The sequence below is a fragment of the Pseudomonas sp. Marseille-Q8238 genome, from assembly GCF_965111915.1.
Genome location: NZ_CBCOPI010000001.1, coordinates 4,639,740 through 4,665,591, shown reverse-complemented (window position 1 = coordinate 4,665,591; position 25,852 = coordinate 4,639,740). Strand labels below are relative to the sequence as shown.

At 64.9% G+C, this 25,852-nt stretch carries 20 protein-coding genes; 14 read left to right on the top strand and 6 right to left on the bottom strand.

Annotation, left to right across the window (positions count from 1 at the left end; all coding sequences use genetic code 11):
• The 10 genes from ACWPW0_RS21435 (at position 1) to gcvP (ending at position 13,750) form a co-directional block, all read left to right on the top strand.
• Positions 1-483, top strand: coding sequence for a DUF4442 domain-containing protein (locus ACWPW0_RS21435; RefSeq protein ID WP_454256497.1), 483 nt, complete (start codon positions 1-3; stop codon positions 481-483).
• A gap of 10 nt (positions 484-493) precedes the next feature.
• The gene (locus ACWPW0_RS21430; protein WP_454256496.1) at positions 494-1,726 is read left to right on the top strand and encodes a 2-octaprenyl-3-methyl-6-methoxy-1,4-benzoquinol hydroxylase; all 1,233 of its coding nucleotides are present in this window, start codon (positions 494-496) and stop codon (positions 1,724-1,726) included.
• 256 nt (positions 1,727-1,982) lie between these two features.
• Positions 1,983-2,483: a sigma-70 family RNA polymerase sigma factor gene (locus tag ACWPW0_RS21425; protein WP_454256495.1), complete on the top strand. Its 501-nt coding sequence runs from the start codon at positions 1,983-1,985 to the stop codon at positions 2,481-2,483.
• A complete protein-coding gene (locus ACWPW0_RS21420) occupies positions 2,484-3,431 on the top strand; it encodes a FecR domain-containing protein (RefSeq protein ID WP_454256494.1) in 948 nt (315 codons plus the stop codon).
• 104 nt (positions 3,432-3,535) lie between these two features.
• Positions 3,536-5,986 (top strand): TonB-dependent siderophore receptor, encoded by a 2,451-nt coding sequence (locus ACWPW0_RS21415; protein WP_454256493.1) that lies wholly within the window; start codon positions 3,536-3,538, stop codon positions 5,984-5,986.
• A gap of 224 nt (positions 5,987-6,210) precedes the next feature.
• Positions 6,211-7,212, top strand: coding sequence for an extracellular solute-binding protein (locus ACWPW0_RS21410; RefSeq protein WP_454256492.1), 1,002 nt, complete (start codon positions 6,211-6,213; stop codon positions 7,210-7,212).
• Positions 7,213-7,395: 183 nt separating this feature from the next.
• Positions 7,396-9,015: an ABC transporter permease gene (locus ACWPW0_RS21405; RefSeq protein ID WP_454256491.1), complete on the top strand. Its 1,620-nt coding sequence runs from the start codon at positions 7,396-7,398 to the stop codon at positions 9,013-9,015.
• A gap of 129 nt (positions 9,016-9,144) precedes the next feature.
• Positions 9,145-10,227 (top strand): glycine cleavage system aminomethyltransferase GcvT, encoded by a 1,083-nt coding sequence (gene gcvT / locus ACWPW0_RS21400; RefSeq protein ID WP_447594893.1) that lies wholly within the window; start codon positions 9,145-9,147, stop codon positions 10,225-10,227.
• 188 nt (positions 10,228-10,415) lie between these two features.
• On the top strand, positions 10,416-10,805 hold the full coding sequence (gene gcvH, locus ACWPW0_RS21395) for a glycine cleavage system protein GcvH (protein WP_454256490.1): 390 nt from the start codon (positions 10,416-10,418) through the stop codon (positions 10,803-10,805).
• Positions 10,806-10,873: 68 nt separating this feature from the next.
• Entirely contained in the window at positions 10,874-13,750 is a 2,877-nt protein-coding gene (gene gcvP / locus ACWPW0_RS21390; protein WP_454256489.1) for an aminomethyl-transferring glycine dehydrogenase, read from the top strand.
• Positions 13,751-13,874: 124 nt separating this feature from the next.
• On the opposite strand, the gene ACWPW0_RS21385 is transcribed toward gcvP, so the two are convergent.
• The gene (locus ACWPW0_RS21385) at positions 13,875-14,192 is read right to left on the bottom strand and encodes a DUF2388 domain-containing protein (RefSeq protein ID WP_447594887.1); all 318 of its coding nucleotides are present in this window, start codon (positions 14,190-14,192) and stop codon (positions 13,875-13,877) included.
• 208 nt (positions 14,193-14,400) lie between these two features.
• Here ACWPW0_RS21385 and ACWPW0_RS21380 point away from each other — a divergent pair, with 208 nt between their 5' ends.
• The gene (locus ACWPW0_RS21380; protein ID WP_454256488.1) at positions 14,401-15,339 is read left to right on the top strand and encodes a 2-hydroxyacid dehydrogenase; all 939 of its coding nucleotides are present in this window, start codon (positions 14,401-14,403) and stop codon (positions 15,337-15,339) included.
• Positions 15,340-15,381: 42 nt separating this feature from the next.
• Here ACWPW0_RS21380 and ACWPW0_RS21375 read toward each other — a convergent pair whose 3' ends face one another.
• The 5 genes from ACWPW0_RS21375 to ACWPW0_RS21355 form a co-directional block, all read right to left on the bottom strand.
• Entirely contained in the window at positions 15,382-15,834 is a 453-nt protein-coding gene (locus ACWPW0_RS21375; protein ID WP_454256487.1) for an NfeD family protein, read from the bottom strand.
• Positions 15,831-16,757: an SPFH domain-containing protein gene (locus tag ACWPW0_RS21370; protein ID WP_447594882.1), complete on the bottom strand. Its 927-nt coding sequence runs from the start codon at positions 16,755-16,757 to the stop codon at positions 15,831-15,833. The genes ACWPW0_RS21375 and ACWPW0_RS21370 overlap by 4 nt, the downstream gene beginning before the upstream one ends.
• Positions 16,758-16,931: 174 nt before the next feature.
• The gene (locus ACWPW0_RS21365; protein ID WP_454256486.1) at positions 16,932-19,052 is read right to left on the bottom strand and encodes a TonB-dependent receptor family protein; all 2,121 of its coding nucleotides are present in this window, start codon (positions 19,050-19,052) and stop codon (positions 16,932-16,934) included.
• 60 nt (positions 19,053-19,112) lie between these two features.
• Positions 19,113-20,897 (bottom strand): GspE/PulE family protein, encoded by a 1,785-nt coding sequence (locus ACWPW0_RS21360; protein ID WP_447594879.1) that lies wholly within the window; start codon positions 20,895-20,897, stop codon positions 19,113-19,115.
• Positions 20,898-20,932: 35 nt separating this feature from the next.
• A complete protein-coding gene (locus ACWPW0_RS21355) occupies positions 20,933-22,300 on the bottom strand; it encodes a CYTH domain-containing protein (RefSeq protein WP_454256485.1) in 1,368 nt (455 codons plus the stop codon).
• Positions 22,301-22,461: 161 nt separating this feature from the next.
• Here ACWPW0_RS21355 and ACWPW0_RS21350 point away from each other — a divergent pair, with 161 nt between their 5' ends.
• The 3 genes from ACWPW0_RS21350 to argA all read left to right on the top strand — a co-directional run bounded on the left by ACWPW0_RS21350 (position 22,462) and on the right by argA (position 25,801).
• Complete coding sequence (locus ACWPW0_RS21350; protein WP_447594876.1) at positions 22,462-23,112, top strand: DUF1345 domain-containing protein; 651 nt, start codon at positions 22,462-22,464, stop codon at positions 23,110-23,112.
• A gap of 102 nt (positions 23,113-23,214) precedes the next feature.
• The gene (gene argE / locus ACWPW0_RS21345) at positions 23,215-24,354 is read left to right on the top strand and encodes an acetylornithine deacetylase (RefSeq protein ID WP_447594875.1); all 1,140 of its coding nucleotides are present in this window, start codon (positions 23,215-23,217) and stop codon (positions 24,352-24,354) included.
• Positions 24,355-24,502: 148 nt separating this feature from the next.
• Positions 24,503-25,801 carry an amino-acid N-acetyltransferase gene (argA, locus tag ACWPW0_RS21340; RefSeq protein ID WP_447594873.1) on the top strand — a complete coding sequence of 433 codons (1,299 nt, stop codon included), beginning with the start codon at positions 24,503-24,505 and terminating at the stop codon, positions 25,799-25,801.
• Positions 25,802-25,852 lie beyond the last annotated feature (51 nt).

Here is a 25,852-nt window from a genome sequence, read left to right as displayed (position 1 = left end):
ATGTCCGATCGCAAACTGGCCAGACGCGCGCGCATGCTGCGCTTCGGCCTGAATATCTACCCACCCTACATCGGTGCTGGCGTCAGCGTGCAGCACATCAGCCCGGACTGCCGCGAGGCGCGGGTGAAGATGGTGATGCGCTGGTACAACCGCAACTTCGTTGGCACTCAGTTCGGTGGTTCGCTGTACAGCATGGTCGACCCGTTCTACATGCTGTTGCTGATGCAGTTGCTGGGTAATGACTACATTGTCTGGGACAAGGCCGCCAGCATCGACTTCGTCAGCCCGGGCAAGGGCCCGGTGTTCGCCGACTTCCGTATCGACGATGGGCTGCTCGAGACTATTCGCGCGCGCACCGCCAATGGTGACAAGTACCTGCCCGAGCTGCAGGTGGACATCCGCGACGCTGCCGGCACACTGGTGGCCAGCGTCAACAAGACGCTCTACGTACGCCTCAAACCGCGTGCGCGGCAGGCTTCATAAGGAACGCGACATGCAAGCGGATCTGATCATCGTGGGTGCGGGGATGGTGGGCAGCGCACTGGCGCTGGCGCTGGAAAACAGTGGCCTGGACATCCTCGTCGTCGATGGCAGTCCGCTGAGCTTGCAGCCCTTTGCCGCCGATGCGCCCTTCGAACCACGGGTCAGCGCGTTGTCCGCCGCCAGCCAGCGCATTCTTGAGCGTATAGCTGTCTGGCCGGGCATCGCTGCTCGGCGTGCCGGGCCGTATGCCGAGATGCAGGTGTGGGACGGTTCCGGCACCGGCCAGGTGCACTTCAGCGCTGCCAGCGTGCACGCCGAGGCGCTCGGGCATATCGTCGAGAACCGCGTGGTGCAGGATGCCCTGCTCGAACGCCTGCACGATTCCAGCCTGGGCCTGCTCGGCAATGCCCGCGTCGAACAACTGCGTCGCTCCGGCGATGGTTGGCTGCTGACCCTGGCCGATGGCCGCGAACTGCGCGCGCCATTGCTGGTGGCCGCCGATGGCGCCAATTCGGCAGTGCGTCGCCTGGCGGGTTGCCCGACGCGCGAGTGGGATTACCTGCACCACGCCATCGTCACCAGCGTACGCTGCGCGCGCCCGCACCAGCGCACCGCCTGGCAGCGTTTCACCGATGATGGGCCGTTGGCTTTCCTGCCTTTGCCTGCCGTAGCCGGCGAGCAGCCGGGCGACGAACACTGGTGCTCGATCGTCTGGTCGACCGTGCCGGCCCAAGCCGAACGCCTGATGGCGCTGGATGAGGTGGCCTTCCGTCATGAGCTGGGCAAGGCCTTCGAGTGGCGTCTGGGCGAGGTGACCCAGGCTGATCCGCGACTGTGCATTCCACTGCGCCAGCGCCACGCCAAGCGCTATGTGGAGAGTGGCCTGGCGCTGATCGGCGATGCGGCGCACAGCATCCACCCGCTGGCGGGCCAGGGCGTCAACCTCGGTTTCCTCGACGCCGCTGTCCTGGCAGAAGTCCTGCTTCACGCCCTGGAGCGCGGCGAGCAACCGGGCGATGTGCGCGTGCTCAGCCGTTATGAGCGCCGACGCATGCCGCACAACCTGGCGATGATGGCGGCGATGGAAGGCTTCGAGCGCCTGTTCCAGGCCGATCCATTGCCGCTGCGCTGGTTGCGTAACAGCGGCTTGAACTGGGTCGACAGTCTGCCGGAAGCCAAGGCGCTGTTCATGCGCCAGGCCCTGGGTCTGGTGGGCGATCTGCCTGAGTTGGCAAAAGCTTAAATCTTCGTCGAGTTCGCCCCGCGCACCGGAAATCTGCTGCTACGTCCCATTGGCGTGCGTCGCCCAGCGATGGGGCGGATGACCGACGCCATCCGGCAATCAGCCCCAGGCTGGAGTCGTTTCCTTGAAGCCCTTGTTGGTGCGCATGGCGCATCCTGCCGGGCAGCGTTTGATGAAGCGAGCTGCATGAGTGGCTTGCCAGCGGCTGGTTTTACCCTGACAATGCGATCAATTATCATTTGTAATTTTTATCGCCATGTCTTTCTTCGACTCCCGTGCTCTGCATACGCTCTACAGCGAGCATAACGGCTGGCTGAAGGGCTGGTTGCGCGCGCGCCTGGGCAATGCCAGCGATGCGGCCGACCTGGCTCAGGACACTTTCGTCCGGGTGCTGGCCGCACGCAATGTCGAGGCCATTCGTGAGCCGCGCACCTACCTCAGTGCGATCGCCCGCGCGCTGATGATCGACAAGTTTCGCCGCCAGGCCGTCGAACAGGCCTACCTGGATGTACTGGCGTTACGCCCCGAGCCGCTGGATATTTCCCCGGAAACCCGACTGCTGATCCTGGAAACCCTGACAGCCGTCGATGCGATGCTCGACGGTCTGGGTGAGCGCACGCGACGTATCTTCCTCGCTGTGCAGCTCGAAGGGCTGAGCTACGTGGCCACGGGCGAGCGACTGGGTGTTTCGGTGACCACGGTGAAGAAGTACATGATCCGCGCCATGACCCAGTGCCTGTTGCTGGTGGACGATTGAATGGCTGGCCCCCTGGACCGCAAGACTCTTGAAGCAGCCGCCACCTGGTACGTGCAGCTCAATGCCACGCCGCCCACCGAAGCCGAACACCAGGCTTGGCGCACCTGGCTGGGCGAGAGCGTGGCCAATGCCCAGGCCTGGGCGCGGGTGGAGAAGCTGCAGCGCCAATTGGGCGCGCTGCCGCAGGACGTGGCTCTGCCGACCCTCGCCGGCATGCGTGCCCGTCGCCGTGCGGTGCTCAAGACCCTGGGCATTCTGCTGGCGGTAGGCGCCACGGGCTGGACGGCGGGCGAGCTGGCACCGACCGATGCCTGGCTGGCCGCGCACCGCACCGCCAAGGGGCAGCGGAGCAGCTTGCGGCTGGAGGATGGCAGCCAGCTCGAACTGAACACCGACAGCGCGGTGGATATCGCCTATGACGACACCTTGCGTCGGGTGTACCTGCGACGTGGTGAAATCCTCATCGAGACCGCCACCGACCCCGCTGGCCGGCCTTTTGTCGTGCACACCCGCGAAGGCAGCGTGCGTGCCCTCGGCACCCGTTTCAGCGTGCGCAGCGAGCATGGCCGCAGCGAGGTTGGCGTGATGCAACATGCCGTTGAAGTGCGCCCGTTGCTCCAGCCGGCGGCGGTGCTGCGCCTGGATGCCGGCCAACAGGTCGACTTCGATAGCCGTCGCTTCTCTTCGCCGACGGCTCTGAACGCCAGCAGCGATGCCTGGACCCAAGGCATGCTGACGGTCATCGAATGGCGCCTGGCGGATTTTCTCGCCGAGCTGGGACGTTATCGGCCCGGTTATCTGCGTTGCGCCGATGCGGTCGCCGGGTTGCGCCTGTCTGGTGCCTTCCGCCTCGATGACACCGACCTGATTCTGGAAAACCTCGGTGCCTCGCTGCCGATTCGCGTGCGTTACCTGACACGCTACTGGGTTCAGGTCGAGCCCGCCTGAAAATAATATTGCTCCAGGGTTGCCGATTTTCATTCTCATTCGGCCAAGCAGTGAAGCGGTGAAAACGACCGCACCTTTGCTATGCCCAACCGAAGGAAAACCGCATGACCCGTCTTTCTCTGCGAGCGGCCAGACCGCTGGCTCGAGCCATCCATCTGGCGCTGTTCGGCCTGACCGTCACCTCGCCAGCCCTTTTGGCTGCCCAGGCTGTCGCCCAGACCGCTGAGGTAGCACCGGCCACAGTGGCCACCTACAGCATTGCCGCCGGCCCGTTGGGCACGGCGCTGAGCCAGTTCGCCACGGCTGCGGGCGTGACCCTGTCCTTCGCTGCCGAGCAGACCCAGGGACATCGCTCGCCGGGGCTGCAAGGTGCCTATTCCGTGGACGAGGGGCTGAGCCGATTGCTTACTGGCAGTGGCTTGCTGGCGCAGCGCCAGAGCAACGGCGGCTATGTGCTGGTGCCGGCCCCTGTCGTTGGAGAGATGGCGCTGGAACTGTCGGCGCTGAGCATTTCCGGCAAGGCGCCGGGCTCGACCACCGAGGGCTCCGGGTCCTATACCACCGATTCCTCAAGTAGCTCGACGCGCCTGAATCTGTCACTCAGGGAGACACCGCAGTCGGTCACGGTGCTGACCCGGCAACGCATGGAAGACCAGAAACTCGACAACCTGACCGATGCCCTGGATGCCACTACCGGTATCACGGTGATCCGCGAAAGCATGGGCGCTGACAGTACTGTGTATATGTCGCGCGGTTTCGCGATCCGCAATTTCGAGATCGATGGCGTACCGACCTCGGCGAACATGGACAACTACACCCAGAACACCGCGATGTATGACCGGGTGGAAGTGGTACGCGGAGCGACCGGGCTGATCAGTGGCCTGGGTAACCCGTCGGCGACCATCAACCTGATCCGCAAGCGACCCACCAACGACCCGCAGGTCATCCTCAGTGCCGAAGCGGGCAGTTGGGATCGCTACGGCCTGGGGGTGGACATTGGTGGCGCATTGAACGACAGCGGTACGGTGCGGGCGCGCTTCGTCGCCGACCACAAGGACCAGCATGCCTGGATTGACCGTTTCAGCCAGGAGTTGACGACCCTCTACGGCATCAGCGAGCTGGACCTGACGGATTCGACCCTGCTGACCCTGGGTTTCAGCCACCAGATCACCCACACCAATGCGCCGATGCGTACCGGTTTCCCGCTTTTCACCACCGACGGCGGGCTGACCGATATCAAGCGTTCCTTCAATACCTCGCCGAACTGGAGCTACTACGATCGCCAGCAGAGCACATTGTTCACCTCTGTCGAGCAGCACTTCGCCAATGGTTGGAGTGGCAAGCTGGAGTACAGTCACGCGCGCAACGACTACGACACGGTGATCAGCTACATGTCGGGCGATATCGACCCGGCTACCGGTGCTGGTGCCTTGATCATGCCGACCCGCTGGGCTTCGGCGCCGCAGCAGGACAGCCTGGATGCCTACCTCACCGGCTCGTTCCCGCTGTTCGGGCGTGAGCACGAACTGATCGGTGGCGTCACCTTGTCGCGCCTCGAAGAGCGCGGCACGCCGAACTATGGTGGCTGGCTGCGGCCAAGCTCGGGTTACCAGGGCAGCATCCCGAACATCTATGACTGGGATGGCAAGACCCCCAAGCCGCACTTCAACAAGGTCGGGGAAAGCGATGTAACCGAAACCCAATACGCCGCTTACCTCACCTCGCGTTGGCACCTGACCGACGCCGCCAGCCTGATCCTCGGCACCCGGGTGGTGGACTGGAATCGCGAGAGCAAGAGCCGGCTCTACAGCGGTACCAGCAGCAAGACCGAGCGTACCGAGACCGGGATCGTCATCCCCTATGCCGGCTTCGTCTACGACCTGAACGACATCTGGACGGCCTACGCCAGCTACACGCAGATATTCAATCCGCAGTCGTCCAACGTGCGTGATGTCAGCGGTTCGCCGCTCGATCCGTTGGAGGGCACCGGCTATGAGGTGGGCCTGAAGGCCGGCTTCTACGACGGGCGTCTCAACACCAGCCTGGCATTGTTCCGCGTCGAGCAGGACAACCTCGCCGTCGCCGATGGCAACAGGCTGCAGCCCAACGGCTTCCAGGCCTACAGAGCCGAGAGTGGCACCAGCAGCGAGGGTGTCGAGCTGGAGGTCAACGGCGAGATCAGCGACGGCTGGCAATTCAGCGGCGGCTATTCCTACAGCGTCAGCTTCAATGATGATGACCGACGCATCGTCACCGAGATCCCGCGCAACAGCGTCAAGCTGTTCACCACCTACCGCCTGCCGGGCGCGTTGGACAAGGTCACCATTGGTGGTGGGCTGAACTGGCAGAGCCGCTCCGGTTATGACCTCTACTATGCCACCACCCAGAGCAGCTACACCCTGGCCAGCCTGATGGCCAAGTACCAGATCACGCCGGCGCTGTCGGCCACGCTGAACGTCAACAACCTGTTCGACAAGGAGTACTACACCACCACGGCCGCGGGGCTCTATGGGGCGCCACGCAACTTCATGACGACGTTGCGTTACGCCTATTGAGGTGTGCCTGGCGCCAGCGCGTGGGCTGCACTCACGCGCTGGTGCGGGTCTGTCCAGTCTGGGCGAGAGGCGTGTCCATGCGGAGCGTGGCTACGGTCTGCTGTGAGGCGATCGGACAAGCCACCCCGCAACATCTGGAAACGGCGCAGGGCGGTCTTGTCGTTGAGGGTGAAGATGAGAGTCACTATCATCTCGGCCTCGCATCCACGCAGAAGGCAACTCCCATGCAGGTACGCAACGCGCTCTTGGCCGCCGTGGCTTTCACGCTCGTAGCCGGTAATGCCCAGGCTGCCGACGAGGTGGTGGTCTACTCCTCGCGCATCGACGAGCTGATCAAACCGGTATTCGACGCCTATACCGCCAAGACCGGGGTCAAGGTCAAGTTCATCACCGACAAGGAAGCGCCGCTGATGCAGCGCATCAAGGCCGAAGGTGAGAATGGCGTGGCTGACCTGCTGATCACTGTCGATGCCGGCAACCTCTGGCAGGCCGAGCAGATGGGCATCCTGCAACCGTTCGCCTCGACCACCGTCGATGCCAACATCCCCGCGCAGTACCGTTCCAGCACCCATGCCTGGACCGGCCTGTCGCTGCGGGCGCGGACCATCGTCTACTCGACCGAGCGGGTCAAGCCGGAAGAATTGTCCACCTACGAAGCGCTGGCCGATGCCAACTGGGAAGGCCGCCTGTGCCTGCGCACCAGCAAGAAGGTCTACAACCAGTCACTTACCGCGACCCTGATCGAGACGCACGGCGCGGACAAGGCCGAGCAGATCGTCAAGGGCTGGGTGAACAACCTGGCCACCGATGTGTTCGCCGATGACAATTCGGTGATCCAGGCCGTGGACGCCGGTCAGTGCGACGTCGGCATTGTCAACACCTACTACTACGGGCGCATGCACAAGGCCAACCCGGGCCTGCGCGCCAAGCTGTTCTGGCCCAACCAGAACGACCGTGGCGTACACGTGAACCTGTCGGGTGTTGGCGTGACCAAACACGCTCCGCATGCCGAGGCGGCGAAGAAACTGGTGGAATGGATGACCACGCCGGAGGCGCAGGGTCTGTTCGCGGAGATCAACCAGGAGTTTCCGGCCAACCCTCAGGTCAAACCGTCGGCGGAAGTCGCGGCCTGGGGTAGCTTCAAGGCCGACAGCCTGCCGGTGGAAGTGGCGGGCAAACGCCAGGCTGAAGCCATCCGCCTGATGGATCGTGCCGGCTGGAACTGAGTCGCTAGGGGAGGGCGGAGTTTTCGTAGGGTGGATGGCGCTTTTCCCATCCACCGCTACGCGGCTCTACCCTGCGATGGGGTGAAGCGGTAAATCCCTAGACCCCAGCGGATCCTACACCCGCCGTTATACTCGACGCCCCGGCCTTCCGGGGCGTCGTATTTTCACCACCGAGGAGTCTGCGTGGCCCACCCCGCTCAACGCCGCTGGTACCCCATCGCTTTTGCCGTTGCTGCGCTGGTGCTGCTGCCGCTGTCTGTCCTGCTGCTGTCCTGGCACGAGGTCGACCGGGAGATCTGGGCACACCTGTGGGACACGCAGATGCCGCGCCTGCTCGGCAATACCCTGGTGCTGGTGCTCGGCGTCTCGGTTGGTGTGGTCGGCCTTGGGGTCAGCCTGGCCTGGCTTACCAGCCTCTGCGAGTTTCCCGGGCGACGCTGGCTGGACTGGGCGCTGATGCTGCCGTTCGCGATTCCCGCCTATGTGCTGGCGTTCGTCTTCATCGGCCTGTTCGACTTTTCCGGCCCGCTGCAGAGCCTGCTGCGTGAGGGGTTCGGCAGCAGCATCCGTTTCCCGCGTGTGCGTTCTACCGGCGGCGTGATCATCGTGCTGGTACTGGTGTTCTATCCCTACGTGTACCTGCTGGCGCGCAGTGCCTTCCTGGCTCAGGGCAAGGGGCTGATGGAGGCGGCGCGGGTGCTGGGTCAGTCGCCATGGCAGGCCTTCTGGCGTGTGGCCCTGCCGATGGCGCGCCCGGTCATCGGTGCCGGCCTGGCGCTGGCGATCATGGAAACCCTGGCGGACTTCGGCGCGGTGGCGGTCTTCAACTTCGACACCTTCACCACGGCCATCTACAAGACCTGGTACGGCTTCTACAGCCTGTCCAGCGCGGCACAGTTGGCCAGCCTGCTGCTGTTATTCGTGATGCTGGTGCTGTATGGCGAGCGTCGGGCGCGGGGAAGCAATCGCCCGGCCAACGAGCGTGCACGCGGGCAGGCGCTGTATCACCTGCGCGGCTGGAAGGCGGCGCTGGCCAGTGGCTGGTGCGGCCTGGTGTTCGCCTGCGCGTTCGTCATCCCGCTGCTGCAACTGCTGGTGTGGTTCTGGCAGCGTGGCCGGTTCGATCTGGACGAGCGTTATGTCGGATTGATCCTGCATACCCTCTATCTTGGCGGGTTGGCGGCGCTGATCACGGTGGCGGTGGCCCTGCTGCTGGTCTTCGCCCGACGCCTGGCGCCGACCCGCCCGGTGCGTACGGCGGTGGCCCTGGCCAATCTCGGCTACGCCTTGCCCGGCTCGGTGCTGGCGGTGGCCATCATGCTGGCCTTCAGCAGCCTGGACAGCCACCTGGTGATTCCGTTGTCCACCTGGTTGGGCGGCGCCGGCAAGCCGTTGCTGCTGGGCAGCCTGGCGGCGTTGCTGCTGGCCTATCTGGTGCGCTTCATGGCGGTGGCCTTCGGGCCGCTGGAGAATGCCCTGGCGCGCATCCGCCCGTCGCTGCCGGAGGCCTCGCGCTGTCTGGGCGTCGGCGGGCCGCGCCTGTTCTTCCGTGTTTATCTGCCATTGCTGACACCTGGCGTGCTCACCGCGGCGCTGCTGGTGTTCGTCGATGTGCTCAAGGAAATGCCGGCCACCCTGCTGATGCGTCCCTTCGGCTGGGACACCCTGGCTGTGCGCATCTTCGAGATGACCAGCGAGGGCGAATGGGCTCGCGCGGCGTTGCCGGCGCTGACCCTGGTGCTGGTCGGCCTGCTGCCTGTAATCGGCCTGATTCGCCGTTCGGCGCGCCAGCTCGGACATTGATCCGGTGAGGTGTCCAGTTACCGCGCGCGGGGCTACAATGCGCGCCTGCTGACGCAGCCCGACCATGAACCCCGCATCCGCTGCAGGCCCCGGCCAGCGCTGGCGGGCGTCTAGCACAAGGAGTTTCCAATGGGACAGCGTACCCCTCTGTACGAACAGCATCTGGCGCTCGGCGCCAAGATGGTCGATTTCGGTGGCTGGGACATGCCGCTGCACTACGGCTCGCAAGTCGAGGAGCACCATCAGGTACGCCGCGACTGTGGTGTGTTCGACGTGTCCCATATGACTGTCGTCGATGTCACCGGCGCCCAGGCCAAGGCCTGGCTGCAGCACTTGCTGGCCAATGATGTCGAGCGTCTGCAAGGACCGGGCAAGGCCCTGTACAGCGGCATGCTCAACGAGCGTGGCGGCGTGGTCGACGACCTGATCGTCTACCTGACCGACTGGGGCTACCGCGTGGTGGTCAATGCCGCCACCCGTGACAAGGACCTGGCCTGGATGCAGGCGCAGAGCGCCGGTTTCGATGTGCAGCTGACCGAGCGGGCCGAGCTGGCCATGCTTGCCGTCCAGGGCCCGCAGGCACGCCGCAAGACTGGCGAACTGGTGTCCTCGGCGCGTGCCTCGCTGATCAATGAACTCAAGGTGTTCCAGGGCCTGCCCGAAGGTGACTGGTTCATCGCCCGTACCGGCTATACCGGTGAAGACGGCCTGGAAATCATGCTGCCGGCCGAGCAGGCCGCCGATTTCCTCAGCGAGCTGGTCGGTGCCGGCATCGCCCCCATCGGCCTCGGCGCGCGTGACACGCTGCGCCTGGAGGCCGGCATGAACCTCTACGGTCAGGACATGACCGACGACGTATCGCCCCTGGCCGCGAACATGGCCTGGACCATCGCCTGGGAGCCGGCCGAGCGCCAGTTCGTTGGCCGCTCTGCCCTGGAAACCCAGCGCGCTGCGGGCGACCAGCCCAAGCTGGTCGGCCTGGTGCTGGAAGAGCGCGGCGTACTGCGGGCACACCAAGTGGTGCGGGTCGAGGGTGTTGGCGAAGGTGAAATCACCAGCGGCAGCTTCTCGCCCACCCTGGGCAAGTCCATTGCCCTGGCCCGCGTCCCGGCAGCGACCGGCGAGCGCGCCGAGGTGGAGATTCGCGGCAAGTGGTACCCGGTGCGGGTGGTCAAGCCGAGCTTCGTGCGTCACGGCAAGGCCGTAATTTGATTCACGATTGGCTGCGCGTCGGCCAGGCTGTGTTGACAGTGAGATCAGCGTGCTCATTTACCCCCGTAAACTGCACGTCTACTCGCCGCCGCCTTGCCAGGCTCTCGTGCGCAAAATCGTAACCGACTCTCTCTTAACTGCTAAATTTTCCAGGCGGGCTTTCCGCCAACGATCCTGAGGACATCCTGATGAGCACTCTACCCGCCGATCTGCGTTACGCCGCCAGCCACGAATGGGCCCGCCTCGAAGCAGACGGCACTGTCACGGTCGGCATCAGTGACCATGCCCAGGAAGCCCTGGGTGACGTGGTTTACGTTGAACTGCCGGAAGTCGGCAAAAGCCTCGCCGCTGGCCAGGAAGCCGGTGTGGTCGAGTCGGTGAAGGCCGCTTCGGACATCTATGCGCCGGTCGCTGGTGAAGTGATCGCCATCAACGAAGCGCTCAGCGACAGCCCGGAGCTGGTCAATGGCGAACCCTACGCGGCCTGGTTCTTCAAGCTGAAGCCGACCAACACTGCCGATCTTGAAGCCCTGCTCGATGCCGCCGGTTACCAGGCGTCCTGCGACGCCGAAGCCTGATCGCACCGGCTGTCTGAGTCACTGAGCCTCGACCTGTCGGGGCTCTGTCATTTTTCGAGAGTCCCGCCATGTCCCAGTCGCCTCGTTTGTCCCAGTTGCACCAGCCCGATGCTTTCCTGCGTCGTCACCTTGGTCCCGATGCCGATGAGCAGCGCGCCATGCTCGCCAGCCTGGGCGTGGCGGACCGTGACGAACTGATCGTGCAGACGGTGCCGCCGTCCATCCGCCTCAATGGCGCGCTGGCATTGCCAACGGCACTGGACGAGCGGGGCGCGCTGGCCAAGCTCAAGGGCTATGCCGAGCAGAACCAGCAATGGACCAGCCTGATCGGCATGGGCTACCACGGCACCCTGACGCCGACCGTGATCCTGCGCAACGTGCTGGAAAACCCGGGCTGGTACACCGCCTACACGCCGTACCAACCGGAGATCGCCCAAGGTCGTCTGGAAGCGCTGCTGAACTTCCAGCAACTGACCATCGACCTCACCGGCCTGGACCTCGCTAGCGCCTCGCTGCTCGATGAAGCCACCGCCGCCGGCGAAGCCATGGCCCTGGCCAAGCGCGTGGCCAAGTCGAAGAGCAACCTGTTCTTCGTCGACGAGAATTGCCACCCGCAGACCATCTCCGTGGTACAGACCCGCGCCGAAGGCTTCGGCCTCGAGGTGGTGGTCGGCCCGCTCGATGAGCTGGGCCAGCACCAGGTCTTCGGTGCGCTGCTGCAGTACCCGGACACCCACGGCGAGATCCGCGACCTGCGTCCGATCATCACCGCCCTGCACGCGCAGAACGCCCTGGCCTGCGTCGCCGCTGACCTGCTCTCGCTGCTGTTGCTGACTCCGCCGGGTGAGTTGGGCGCCGACGTGGTGTTCGGCTCGGCCCAGCGCTTCGGCGTGCCGATGGGCTACGGCGGCCCGCACGCGGCATTTTTCGCCACCAGCGACGCCTACAAGCGCGCCATGCCCGGCCGCATCATCGGCGTGTCCAAGGACGCTCGCGGCAACACCGCGTTGCGCATGGCGCTGCAGACCCGCGAGCAGCACATCCGCCGCGAGAAGGCCAACTCCAACATCTGCACCTCGCAGGTGCTGCTGGCCAACATCGCCAGCTGCTACGCCGTCTACCACGGCCCGCAGGGCCTGAAGCAGATTGCCCAGCGCGTGCACCGGCTGACCGCCATCCTCGCTGAGGGCCTGGCGCAGAAGGGCCTCAAACGTGACAACCAGCATTTCTTCGACACCCTGACCCTGGAAGTCGGCGGCGCGCAGAGCGCGATCATCGAGTCGGCCAAGGCCGCGCGCATCAACCTGCGCATCCTCGGTCGCGGCAAGCTCGGCGTCAGCCTGGACGAGACCTGCACCGCACAGACCGTCGAGCAGCTGCTGAGCATCTTCCTCGGCGCCGATCATGGCCTGAACGTCGACGAACTGGACGCCGGTGACGTGCCGTCGGGCATCCCGGTCGACCTGCAGCGCAGCTCCGCCTACCTGACCCACCCGGTGTTCAATACGCATCACAGCGAAACCGCGATGCTGCGTTACCTCAAGCGCCTGGAGAACAAGGACCTGGCGCTGAACCAGTCGATGATCCCGCTGGGCTCCTGCACCATGAAGCTCAATGCCACCAGCGAGATGATCCCGATTACCTGGCCGGAGTTCGCCAGCCTGCACCCCTTCGTGCCGGTCGAGCAGGCCCACGGCTACAAACTGATGATCGACGAGCTGGAAGAATGGCTGCGCGCCATCACCGGTTTCGACGCCATCTGCACCCAGCCCAACTCGGGCGCGCAGGGCGAGTACGCCGGCCTGCTGGCGATCCGCAAGTACCACCAGAGCCGCGGCGACGAGCACCGCGATATCTGCCTGATCCCGGCCTCGGCCCACGGCACCAACCCTGCCTCGGCGCAGATGCTGAGCATGCGCGTGGTGGTGGTGGCCTGCGACGCCGCCGGCAACGTCGACATGGATGACCTCAAGGCCAGGGTCGTCGAGGCCGGCGACAAGCTGTCCTGCCTGATGATCACCTACCCGTCGACCCACGGCGTGTACGAGGAAGGCATCCGCGAGATCTGCGACGTGGTGCATGCCCACGGCGGCCAGGTGTACATGGACGGCGCCAACCTCAACGCCCAGGTCGGCCTGGCGCGTCCGGCCGACATCGGCGCTGACGTGTCGCACATGAACCTGCACAAGACCTTCTGCATCCCACACGGCGGGGGCGGCCCAGGCATGGGCCCGATCGGCGTCAAGGCGCACCTGGCGCCCTTCGTCGCCAACCACCCGGTGATCGAGCTGCAAGGGCCGAACCCGCAGAACACTGCGGTCAGCGCCGCGCCGTGGGGCAGCGCGAGCATCCTGCCGATCAGCTGGATGTACATCGCCATGATGGGCCCGCAACTGGCCGACGCCACCGAAGTCGCGATCCTCAACGCCAACTACCTGGCCAGCCAGCTGACCGGTGCCTTCCCGGTGCTCTATACCGGGCGCAATGACCGTGTTGCCCACGAGTGCATTCTCGATTTGCGTCCGCTCAAGGCGGAAACCGGGATCAGCGAGGAAGATGTGGCCAAGCGCCTGATGGACTATGGCTTCCATGCGCCGACCATGAGCTTCCCGGTGCCGGGCACGCTGATGATCGAGCCAACCGAGAGCGAGTCCAAGGAAGAGCTGGATCGCTTTATCAGCGCCATGCTCAGCATCCGTGCCGAGATCACCAAGGTCGCCAACGGCGAGTGGCCCGCCGAGGACAACCCGCTCAAGCGCGCGCCGCATACCCTGGCGGATGTCACCGGGGTGTGGGAGCGGCCGTACAGCATCGAGGAAGCCGTAACGCCATCGGCCCACACCCGTGCGCACAAGTACTGGCCGGCGGTGAACCGCGTCGACAACGTGTTCGGCGATCGCAACCTGTTCTGCGCCTGCGTGCCGATGGACGACTACCGCGAGTGATCCAGGTGTGACCGCATGAAAAAGGCCGCCCTTGGGCGGCGGCCTTTTTCATGGCTATCTCCTCGCTATCTATTGCTCACGTAGGCTGTGTCATTTGCATCGAGAGCAATAGCGAGGCCCGGCGCTAGCGAGCAGCGACATCCGGCTCGGCGATCAGAATGGCTTCGGCCAGCTGCTCGTCCGTGGCCTTGAGTCCTGGATTCTCGCTGCGTACGCGTTGCAGGGCCGCCTCCAGGTAGGAGCCGCGGATCTGCCCACCGCTGGCGATATAAGCGCCCGCGTCGTCCTGGGCGGCGATCACCAGCTTGTGGTCCTTGAACGTCACATAGGTCGAGGCGGTGGTAGCCCCTGATGACAGGATATTGCGAACGGTGCCATCGGCCATCGCCTGGCCAACGGGAAGGCAGAGCAGGGCGAGGGCAAAGCAGACTGAACGGCGCATGGTAGTGGCTCCTTGGGTGGTCCTACCTGTATGGAGGCCCTGGCAGCAACAGGAGTTCAGATTATTCGCCAGCCTGGATCGACCACCTGCTCCGGCATGCGTTGGTCGAACACGCCGCAAACAGGGCTGGGCAAGCCGCCCCGATTTGCGTGAGGATAGCTCTACGGCGGGCTTCTGCTCCGCAAAACCGGATAACGAGGAGAGCCGCATGGGCGCGCGAAACATCCTGCAGGTAGGGCCAGTGACGGAGCGTTTCAACACGCGCCTGACGCAGGACTATCAGGCCGAACGACTGTGGACGCAGGCGGACAGGGAGGCTTTTCTCAGCCAGCATGGCGCGGATGTCGAGGTGCTGGTGACCTCGATCCGCTTCGGTTGCGATGCCACGTTGCTGGAGCGCTTGCCCAACCTGCGGGCCATCTGCAACTTCGGCGTCGGCTATGACAGCGTCGATGTCGGCGCGGCGAAGCAGCGGGGCATCCAGGTCAGCAATACACCGGATGTGCTCAACGACTGCGTGGCCGACCTGGCGCTGGGGCTGATCATCGACACGGCGCGGCGCCTGTCCGAGGCGGATCGCTTCGTGCGCCGAGGTGCCTGGCCGCAGGGCAACTTCCCGCTGGCGCGCCGGGTCACGGGCAAGCGGGTGGGTATCGTCGGCCTGGGTCGGATCGGCAAGGATGTGGCCACGCGCTGCGCCGGCTTCGATATGCAGATCCGCTACCACAACCGCAAGCCCGACCCGCACAGCCCCTATGGCTACGAGGCCGAGCTGACGGCGCTGGCGCGCTGGGCCGATTTCCTGGTGCTGACCTGCCCCGGTGGCGCACAGACCCGCCACTTGATCGATGCGCCTGTGCTCGAAGCCCTGGGGCCGCAGGGGTTGTTGATCAACGTCGCGCGTGGCTCGGTGGTCGATGAGGTCGCGCTGGTCGCCGCATTGCAGAACGGCACGCTGGGCGGCGCCGGCCTGGATGTGTTCGAGGACGAACCACGTGTACCCGCCGCATTGCTGGCGCTGGATAACGTGGTGCTGTTGCCCCACATCGCCAGCGGCACCGAGGAAACCCGCCTGCAGATGGAGGAACTGGTGTTCAGCAACCTTGACGCATTCCTTGCCGACGGCCAGGTGCTGACCGCCGTTTGAGGGGAGGGTGGTAGGCGATAAAGGCGTCGCCCACCCGACGGATCAGTCCGGGCTGGCTTCCACGCGTAGCAGTACACCTTCCTGGCCGACCACGCGGACGGTGGTGCCGGCGGGAAGGTCCTGGCCGATGACCAGCCACAGGGTATCGCCGGCCTTGATCTTGCCGCGTCCGCCAGCGATGGCTTCATGCAGCACGAAGGTGCGACCGATGAACTCCTGTCCGCGCTGGTTCAGGCCAGGCTGGTCGGAGACCTTCTTGTTCCCGCGCTGGCGCAGCCACCAGAACACCGCTGTGAACACCGAGAGCACGCCGAACAGGACGAACTGCCAGACCCACGGCAGCTCCGGGAACAGATAGGTGATCACCCCCACGCTGGCGGCTGCTACGCCGATCCACAGCAGATAACCCGCAGCGCCAAAGACCTCGACGATCAGCAGCAGCGTGCCGAAGGCCAGCCAGTCCCAGAAGGACAGATTCTGCAGGTAGGCGATCATGCTTTCTTGTCACCGGAGCCGAAGGTTGCCTTGACGATTTCGCCGATACCGCCGACCGCGCCGATCACCTGGCTGGCTTCCAGTGGCATCAGGATCACCTTGCTGTTGTTGGCGCTGGCCAGGCTGCCCAGGGCCTCGATGTACTTCTGCGCGACGAAGTAGTTGACCGCCTGCACGTTACCGCTGGCGATGGCCTCGGACACCATGCGTGTGGCTTCCGCTTCGGCCTGGGCCGCACGTTCGCGGGCTTCGGCTTCGAGGAAGGCGGCCTGGCGCTGACCTTCGGCCTTGAGAATGTCGCCCTGCTTCTGCCCTTCGGCGGTGAGGATGGCGGCGGCGCGTAGGCCTTCGGCTTCGAGGATCTGGGCGCGCTTGATACGTTCGGCTTTCATCTGCCCGGACATGGCGGCCATCAGGTCGGCGGGCGGGCTGATGTCCTTGATCTCGATACGGGTGATCTTGATGCCCCAGGGCGCGGTGGCTTCGTCCACGGTCTTGAGCAGGCGCTCGTTGATCGCATCGCGCTGGCCGAGCATGGCGTCCAGCTCCATGGAGCCGAGCACGGTACGGATGTTGGTCATCACCAGGTTGCGGATGGCGTGTTCGAGGTTGTTGACCTCATAGGCCGCTTGCGCCGCGTTGATGATCTGGAAGAAGCAGATGGCGTCGATCTTCACCGTGGCGTTGTCGGCGGTGATGACTTCCTGCGGCGGGATATCCAGCACGCTTTCCATGACGTTGAGCTTGCGACCGATCTTGTCGACCACCGGGACGATGATGTTCAGGCCCGGCTTCAGTGTGTTGGTGTAGCGCCCGAAGCGCTCCACCGTCCACTCATAGCCCTGCGGGACGAACTTGACGCCCATGACGACGATGGCCACGGCCAGGCCGACGAAGAGAACGATTACGCTGCCGATTTCCATGTGCTGAATCCTTGTTGGAGATGATGCTGAATGGCGAGTTACCGGGATTCTATAGGAGTTGTCCGCTGAGCAGAGGCTGGGCCGGGTTTTGGTAACAAGTCTCTGCTCATGGGTCGGGGGACCCAGACGAATCCGAAAACCTTACCCGAGCCAGATGGAAATATAGCTGTGCGATTAGCGCCAGCTATAGCTGACGCCGGTGTACACAGCGAAGCCTTCGCCGGGTGTCGCACGGGCAATGTCGCGCCCCTGGTCGTTGTAGCCGGGGGTGATGGTGGAGGCATAGCGCTCGCCGGTCAGGTTGCGCAGCTCCAGCCAGCCTTGCCAGTCCTCGGCGTGGTAGCCCGCACTGGCGCCGAACACCTTGTAGCTGCCGGCGTGGCGGCTGTTGGCGTAGTCGACGGCAACGCGCGAGGCCAGTTGGGCGTTGAGCGCGAGGAACCAGCCGTCGGGACGCTGGAAGCGCAGCTCACCCTGGTAATAGTGCTGCGGGAGGCCCGGCAGGCGGTTGTCGCCGAAGGCTGCGTCATCGCGGTAACGGAATTCGTTGAGGGTGTAGGCCTGGCGCAGCAGTAACTGGCCGGCCTGGCCCTGCCAGAGGGTGCTGTGCAAACCGGCTTCGATGCCCTGGTGCACGGTCGGGCTGGCATTGGCCTCGGCGTTGTAGAGGTTGCCCAGGCCATCGGCCAGTTCAACGCTGAGCAACTCGTGGCGGACCCACGAGTAGTAGTAGCTCAGGTCCCAGCTGCCGAGGATGGAGTCGCCCCGGCCACCGAACTCCAGGGTGGTGGCGGTCTGGTTTTCCAGTTCGACTGGCGTGCGGATCATTCCTGTTGCGGGGCCGCTGCCAGCCGGGAACTTGTCGTTGGAGCCCCACAGCATCGACCAGGCATGTGGCGCCTCCACCGAGCGGCTGAGGTTGCCGAACAGTTGCAGGTCGGGTGCAAGTTGGTAGCGCAGGCCCAGGCGCGGGGCGTAGTCCCAGGTGCTGAGGCTGAGGGCGTCGCCGCCTTGCGGGTAGGTCACCTGCACTTCGCGACGGGTGTAGATCAGCGCCAGCCCGCTGGACAGCCAGAGGTCGGGCGCCAGTTCCAGGTCATTGCTGAACTGCAGCACCGAGTCCGAGCCGTTGTGCTCGTAGTCGCGGGTGTGGGTGCCGACCGGGTAGGCGCCGGCGACGCGCACGTACTCTTTGGCGCCGCTGCCCGGCAGGAACACGGTGGCACGCAGGGCCACGGCGCTGTGGCTGTCATGGCCGAACAACTGGTGCGGCTTGCTGTAGCGCAGCGAGGTGCTGACGTCGCTGTAGTCCAGCTTCACCCGGTTGGTGCTTTCGTGCAGGTCCATCGGGTAGTCGTGGTAGGCGAGGCCGGCCTCGAACAGACCGCCATCCTCGAAGCGCCAGGTGGTCTTGTTGGCCAGCCAGGTGCTGCCGTGCTGTGGGCGGCTGGAATCACGGGCGACGAACGTCGGGTTGGCCATGCGCGGGTGGTGCTTGATCTGATCGAGGGTCAGGCGGCCGGGCGTTTCGTGGTCGGTTTCGCGATAGCGCAGGTAGAAACGGGTCTCCAGTTGCGCATTGAAGCGATAGCCGACGTTGGCCATGACCCCTTGGCTGTTGCCGGATGCATGGTCCTGATAACCGTCGTAATCGGAGTCGGTCAGGGCCACGAAGTAGTCGGCGTTGTCGTTGTGCCCACCGCTGCTGACATGGCGTTTGCGCCAGCCGTAGCTGCCGGCTTCGTAGCGCAGGGTCAGCGGTGCGGCGGTCAGGCCGGTGGGGCTGATCAGATCGACCGCGCCGCCCAGGGCCAGGGCGCCCTTGTCGAAGCCATTGGCGCCACGCAGTACTTCGGCGCGATCGATCCACAACGGTTCCTGCAGTTCATAGGGCGTGCCGCCAGGGCCGGTCAGTGCCAGGCCATCGAGTAGGACGAAGGTGCCGGAGCCGTGACCACCCGAGCCACGGTTGATGCCCGAACCCCGGATCGACAGGCGGACGCCTTCGTTACCCGCTGACTGGGCGTAGATGCCGGGTTGGTAGGCCAGCACCTCCTGCATCGTGCTGCTGCGCGATGCCTCGATGTCCCTGGCTTCGATCAGGTTGCTGCCGCCGGGCACCCTGGCCAGCTTCTCGAGTGCCTGTGTCGTATCGTCGAGCGAACGCTCTTCGATGCGCACCACGTCCAGCTCAAGAGGTGCCGCAAGAAGGGGCAGGGGCAACAGGCTCAGGGCCGTGGCGGTCAGGCGGCGAAGGGGCATGGCAACGCGATCCGAAATGCGGGGGGCGGGCATGATGCCATTGAGCGGGGTATCCGGCACAGACTCCTTGGCCTGTGCCGCGCCTTCCAGCCTTTACTTCTGCTCGCTCTGCGGCGTGACCCGCAGGACTTCTTCGATGGTGGTCTGGCCGGCGGCGACTTTTTGCGCACCGGACAGGCGCAGGCTGCGCATGCCTTCCTTGAAGGCCTGGCGGCGCAGGGCGATGAGGTCGGTATCGGCGGTGATCTGCGGCTTGATGCCGTCGTTGAGCAGCATGATCTCGTACACACCGGCGCGGCCGCGGTAGCCGGTCTCGCGGCACTCCGGGCAACCCACGGCGCGGTGCGCCTGGGTCGGCAGCGGGGCATTCCAGGGCTTGGTCAGGTTCTGCCAGTCGTCCTCGTCGAGGTCTACCGGCGCCTTGCAGTGCGGACACAGGGTGCGCACCAGGCGTTGGGCCATGACCCCGAGCAGGGTGGCCTTGAGCAGGTAGTAGGGCACGCCGAGTTCGAGCAGGCGGGTGATGGCGCTGGGCGCGTCGTTGGTGTGCAGGGTGGAGAGCACCAGGTGGCCGGTCAGCGCGGCCTGGATGGCCATCTCGGCGGTCTCCAGGTCGCGGATCTCGCCGACCATGATGATGTCCGGGTCCTGGCGCATCAGCGCGCGCACGCCGCTGGCGAAGGTCAGGTCGATGTTGTGCTGCACCTGCATCTGGTTGAAGGCGCCCTCGATCATCTCGATGGGGTCTTCGATGGTGCACACGTTCACTTCGTCGGTCGCCAGTTGCTTGAGCGTGGTGTACAGCGTGGTGGTCTTGCCCGAGCCGGTCGGGCCGGTGACCAGGATGATGCCGTTGGGCTGGCTGGTCATGCTCTCCCAGCGGCGCAGGTCGTCCGGGGAGAAACCGAGCTGGTCGGGGTTCTTCAGCAGCACTTCCGGGTCGAAGATACGCATCACCATCTTCTCGCCGAAGGCGGTGGGCAGGGTCGACAGGCGCAATTCCACTTCGCCGCCATCGGGGGTCTTGGTCTTGATCCGGCCGTCCTGCGGCTTGCGCTTTTCCGCCACGTTCATCCGCCCCAGGCTCTTCAGGCGGCTGACGATGGCCATCGTCACCTGCGGGGGGAACTGGTAGACGGTGTGCAGCACACCGTCGATGCGGAAGCGCACGCTGCCCTGTTCGCGACGCGGCTCGATGTGGATGTCACTGGCGCGCTGCTGGTAGGCGTACTGGAACAGCCAGTCGACGATATTGACGATGTGCGAGTCATTGGCGTCCGGCTCCTGGTCGCTGGCGCCGAGGTTGAGCAGTTGCTCGAAGTTGCCGACTCCGCTCATCTTCTGATCGGTGGCGCTGGCTCCGCTGACCGAGCGGGCCAGGCGGTAGAACTCGGTGGTGAAGCGTTGCAGGTCCGCCGGGTTGGCCACCACGCGCTTGATCGGGCGCTTGAGCACGTGGGTCAGGTTGGCTTCCCAGGCGTGCACGAAGGGCTGCGCGCTGGCGATGGTCACCGCTTCGCTGGTGACCGCCACGGCGAGGATCTTGTGGCGCTGGGCGAAGGCGTAGGACATCACCGGGGTGATCGCCGCAACGTCGATCTTCAGCGGGTCAATGCGCAGGTAGGGCTGGCCGGCATGGTTGGCCAGCCAGACGGTGAGGCCTTCGAGATCGTGTTTCTTGCCCGGCCGCATGAGGTCGTCGACCTGTTGTGCGGCGAGGAATTCCAGGGGATGCAATTGCGCATTGCCCGAGGCACGCCGCAGTACCAGGCACTGCTCGGCGTTCTCCTCGCTGATCCGGCCCTGGGCGATCAGCTCGCGCAGGATGTCGTTGAGATCGAGCCAGCGATCCTGGCTGGACGGCGCGAGTGCGGACATAGAGCTCCCTTAGGGTGGTCGACGATTTCGCCAGCTTATTTCAACAGCAGCTTCCAGGGTTTGAGCGTGGCCACAGTATGGGCCTGCGCCACGCGTGCGGCCAACACCTCGGCATCCAGCGGCTGGTTGGCCAGGGCGTGCAGCTTGTTCAGCTCGCCATACAGGCGGTCCAGTTCGGGCAACTCCAGCAATACCTGCCGCGCCAGGTGCAGCCAGACCTGGATGCGCTCGATGCGCGGCAGTTGCTCGGCCAGGTCCTCGGGTTGCTGTTGATAGCGCTTGAGCTGCAGGTCGCGGGCTTCCTCGCCGAGCAGGTGGGTGAGCCAGTTACCCAGGGGCGCCGCGCCCTGGCGATTGCCACGGTTGTTGCGCGCGACGGTCCAGCTCCGGTTGAGCAGCCAGCGCGACAGGTTCAGCGAGAACAGCCCCCAGCGCGTGCCGTGCAGCTCGGCGGCGAACAGCGCCGGTGCGTTCTGCCGCAGGCTGTCGTCGTGCTGGCCGGCCAGCAGGCGTGGGCGCCAGTCGGCGAGCAGGCCGTCGAGGGCTTCGCGCAGGTCATGGCTGGAGGCGCGTGGCGCGGCCTGGCCCAGGCTGCCGAGCAGGGCGCGCAGTTCGATCAGTTGTTCCAGCCAGTCGGCGAGCAGGCGCCAGTGACCATTGAAACGGTATTGCTCGGCCAGACGCTGGCTGCTGCCGAGCAGGTACCAGCCGAGGGCCACGACGGCGTCGTCCAGGCTCTGTTCGGCATCCAGTTCCGGCACGGGCAGGTTGAGGTTGTAGCTGCTGGCATCGAACAGGCGATAGCCACGCTCGGCCTTGCTGATATCACAGGGCATCAGCGGCAGGTCGGCGGCCAGCTCGGCGGCCAGTTCCAGCAGCGCGGCCGGGTCGCCCTCGCGCAGTTCCAGCTCCAGCTCGCAGATTTCTTCCTCGCCTTCACCGGCGATGACCTTGCCCAGGTCCAGTGCCGCTTCGATCACCACCTTGGCCTTGCCACGGCCCCAGGCGATTTCGGCTTTCTGGCGCACGAAGTCGGTGGTGAAGATCGGCTTGAGCTGCTTCTTGTCCAGCTCGGCCAGACTCGCCGGCCAGCAGTCGTTGGTGAGCTTCTTCAGGTCGAGCTTGGCCTTGGGCAGGTACCAATCCCACTCGTTGCGCTCGGACAGGCCGGCCACGCTCTGGCCACGGCTCTTCAGGGTCTGGATGACCTGTTCGCCGTCGCGGCGCAGGCGCAGGGCGACCCGGGCGGCGGACAGTTGGCGGTCATCGGTGTCGAAGTACTGATTGAACAACTCATGCTGCGACCAGCCGGATTTGTTGCGCTTCTTCAGCAGCGGATGGTCGCGCAGGGCGGCGAGGGTTTCGCGACTGGCGCGCAATTTTATTTCGGTTTCTTTGTTCATGGCCGGAGCGTTCATTTCAGGCGCAGCGTGGACCAGCTGCCAAGACGGCGAAGTCTACAGGAGCCGGAGGTTCCCTGCCGGCTCAGCGGGATAGTTGACGTGTCGCGCGGCGCGGAGGATGGTCGCCCTCAATCGCGCTGATTTCATCGACGAGTATCTGCATGCGCCTGACTCCTGCCGTTGTGCACACCCATCCCCGATTGATCATCGCCGCTACGGTGGGCGTTCTGGTGGCGCTGCTGGCCTGGCAGGCCGCGCCGTTGCTGCGGGTGTTGATCGGTTGGAACGTGATGGTCTGGCTCTATCTGTTGCTGGTCGGCTGGCTGGTGGTCCGCTCCAGTGCCGAGGATGTCCAGCGCAAGGCCGACATCGAGGACGAGAATGCCCAGGCGGTGCTGGTGATTGTCAGCATCGCCGCGCTGGCCAGCCTGGTCGCGATCATCTTCGAACTGGCGGCCGCGGGCGGCTCGCAGGTCGATGACAAACTGCTGCGCTATGGCTTCACCGTGCTGACGGTGCTGGGCTCCTGGTTCCTGATCGGCACCATCTTCACCCTGCACTACGCCTACCTGTTCTACATGACCGACAACCCCAGGCCCGCGCTGATCTTCCCGGGTAACGAGCAGGCGCCCGACTACTGGGAGTTTCTCTACTTCGCCTTCACCATCAGTGTGGCGGTGCAGACCTCGGACGTGGTGATCACCACACCGGCCATGCGCAAGGTGGTGCTGGCCCATTCGATCATCGGGTTTCTGTTCAATACCGCGATCCTCGGCCTGTCGATCAATATTGCTGCCGGGCTGATCGGCTGAGAACCATGCTGTCGTAAGCGTGCTGCTTCAGAACACCTGGCAAGACGCTGCGGCAGAGCGCCATTTACCTCTATGATGGCGCTCAGTCTCTGGAGGTTTCCCATGTCCCTGCCGTCACTCAAGGATCAATTCGCCGCGCTGATTGCCACGCCCTCGGTGAGCTGCACCCAGCCGCATTGGGACCAGTCCAATCGTGCGGTGATTGATGTCCTGGCCGGCTGGCTGAGCGAGCTGGGTTTCACCTGCGAAATCCAGGACGTCGCGCCGGGCAAGGCCAACCTGTTGGCCAGCTACGGCAGCGGTCCCGGCGGCCTTGTCCTGGCAGGGCACAGCGATACCGTACCGTTCGATGCCGCGCTCTGGCAGAGCGATCCGCTGCGCCTCACCGAGCAGGGCGACCGTTGGGTTGGCCTCGGCGTGTGCGACATGAAGGGCTTCTTCCCGCTGGTTATCGAAGCTGTACGCGGTTTGATCGACCAGCCGTTCAAGCAGCCATTGCTGATCCTTGCCACCTGCGACGAAGAAAGCTCGATGTCCGGCGCCCGTGCCCTGGCCGATGCCGGCCGGCCGCTGGGGCGTGCGGCGGTGATCGGCGAGCCGACAGGCCTGAAGCCGATTCGCCTGCACAAGGGCGTGATGATGGAGCGCATCGATATTCTCGGGCAGAGCGGTCACTCGTCCGATCCGAGTCTCGGTCATAGCGCGCTGGAAGCAATGCACGATGCCATTGGTGAACTGCGTGGCCTGCGCGCGCAGTGGCAGCGCGAATTCAACAACCCGCAATTCAGCGTGCCGCAGCCGACCCTCAACCTCGGCTGCATCCATGGGGGCGACAACCCTAACCGGATCTGCGGCCAGTGCTCGCTGGAGTTCGACCTGCGTCCGTTGCCGGGGATGAATCCGGAGCACCTGCGCGCGGCGATTCGCAGCAAATTGCAGCCGCTGGCCGAGCGGCACCAGGTGAACATCGACTTCGCCCCGCTGTTCGCCGAGGTGCCGCCCTTCGAGCAGCGCGCCGACAGCGAACTGGTGCGCCTGGCCGAACGCCTGACCGGTCACAGCGCACAGTCGGTGGCATTTGGCACCGAAGCGCCTTATCTTCAGCAACTTGGCTGTGACACCATCGTGCTGGGGCCGGGTGATATCGACTGCGCCCACCAGCCCGGCGAGTTTCTCGAGCTGGCGCGGATCGAACCGATGCTGCAGATCCTGCGTCAACTGATCCAACACTACTGCCTGTGAGCCCACAAGGGGACCCTGATGTTGCTGCGACGACGCTAAACCGACTTCCCCCGTTCCGGGGCAGGGATGAGCGCACTCATCCGGCGCCACGCGCCTCTTTTTACCGGTGTACGCACCATTCGTTTCGTCACGCTCGACAGGCTTTTTCATGCACGACTACGTCAACTGGCTTCGCCATGCTTCGCCCTATATCAACGCCCATCGGGACTGCACCTTCGTGGTCATGCTGCCCGGCGAGGGTGTTGCGCACCCCAACTTCGGCAATATCGTTCACGACCTGGTGCTGCTGCACAGCCTCGGCGTGCGCCTGGTGCTGGTGCATGGGTCGCGCCCACAGATCGAGGCGCGTCTGGCCGCGCGTGGGCTGACACCGCATTTCCACCGTGACCTGCGCATCACCGATGGACCGACCCTGGAGTGCGTGATCGAGGCTGTCGGCCAACTGCGGATCGCCATCGAAGCGCGCCTGTCGATGGACATGGCCGCCTCGCCGATGCAGGGCTCGCGCCTGCGCGTGACCGGTGGCAACTTCGTCACCGCGCGTCCAATCGGCGTCGTGGATGGCGTCGACTATCACCACACCGGCGAAGTGCGTCGGGTCGACCGCAAGGGCATCGGCCGCCAGCTCGACGAGCGCAGCATCGTGCTGCTGTCGTCGCTCGGCTATTCGCCCACCGGGGAAATCTTCAACCTGGCCTGCGAGGATGTGGCGACGCGTGCGGCCATCGATCTGCAAGCCGACAAGCTGCTGCTGTTCAGTGCCGAACGCGGCCTGCTCGACGAGAGTGGCAAGCTGGTGCGCGAACTGCGTCCGCAGCAGGTGCCGCACTACCTGGAGCGGCTGGGCAACAGCTACCAGGGCGAACTGCTCGACGCCGCGGCGCAGGCCTGCCGGGGCGGGGTCAAGCGCAGCCATATCGTCAGCTACAGCGACGACGGCGCGTTGCTCACCGAGCTGTTCACCCGTGACGGTGGCGGCACGCTGGTGGACCAGGAACAGTTCGAATCGCTGCGCGAGGCGACCATCGAGGATGTCGGCGGGTTGATGGACCTGATCACCCCGTTGGAGGATCAGGGCATTCTCGTGCGTCGTTCGCGCGAGGTGCTGGAGCGCGAGATCGAGCAGTTCAGCATCGTCGAGCGCGATGGCCTGATCATCGCCTGTGCGGCGCTGTACCAGATCGCCGACTCCGATTCCGGCGAGCTGGCCTGTCTGGCAGTGAATCCCGACTACCGCCATGGCGGCCGTGGTGACGAACTGCTCGAACGCATCGAAGAGCGTGCCCGCGCCAAGGGCCTGAAGACCCTGTTCGTGCTCACCACGCGCACCGCCCACTGGTTCCGCGAACGCGGCTTCGAACCCAGCGGCGTGGAGAAACTGCCAGCCGCACGGGCCTCGCTGTACAACTACCAGCGCAATTCGAAGATTTTCGAAAAGACGCTGTAGCCCGCGTTTGAAGGTGGGCGTGGCCATACAGCCACGCCTATCGAGAATCGT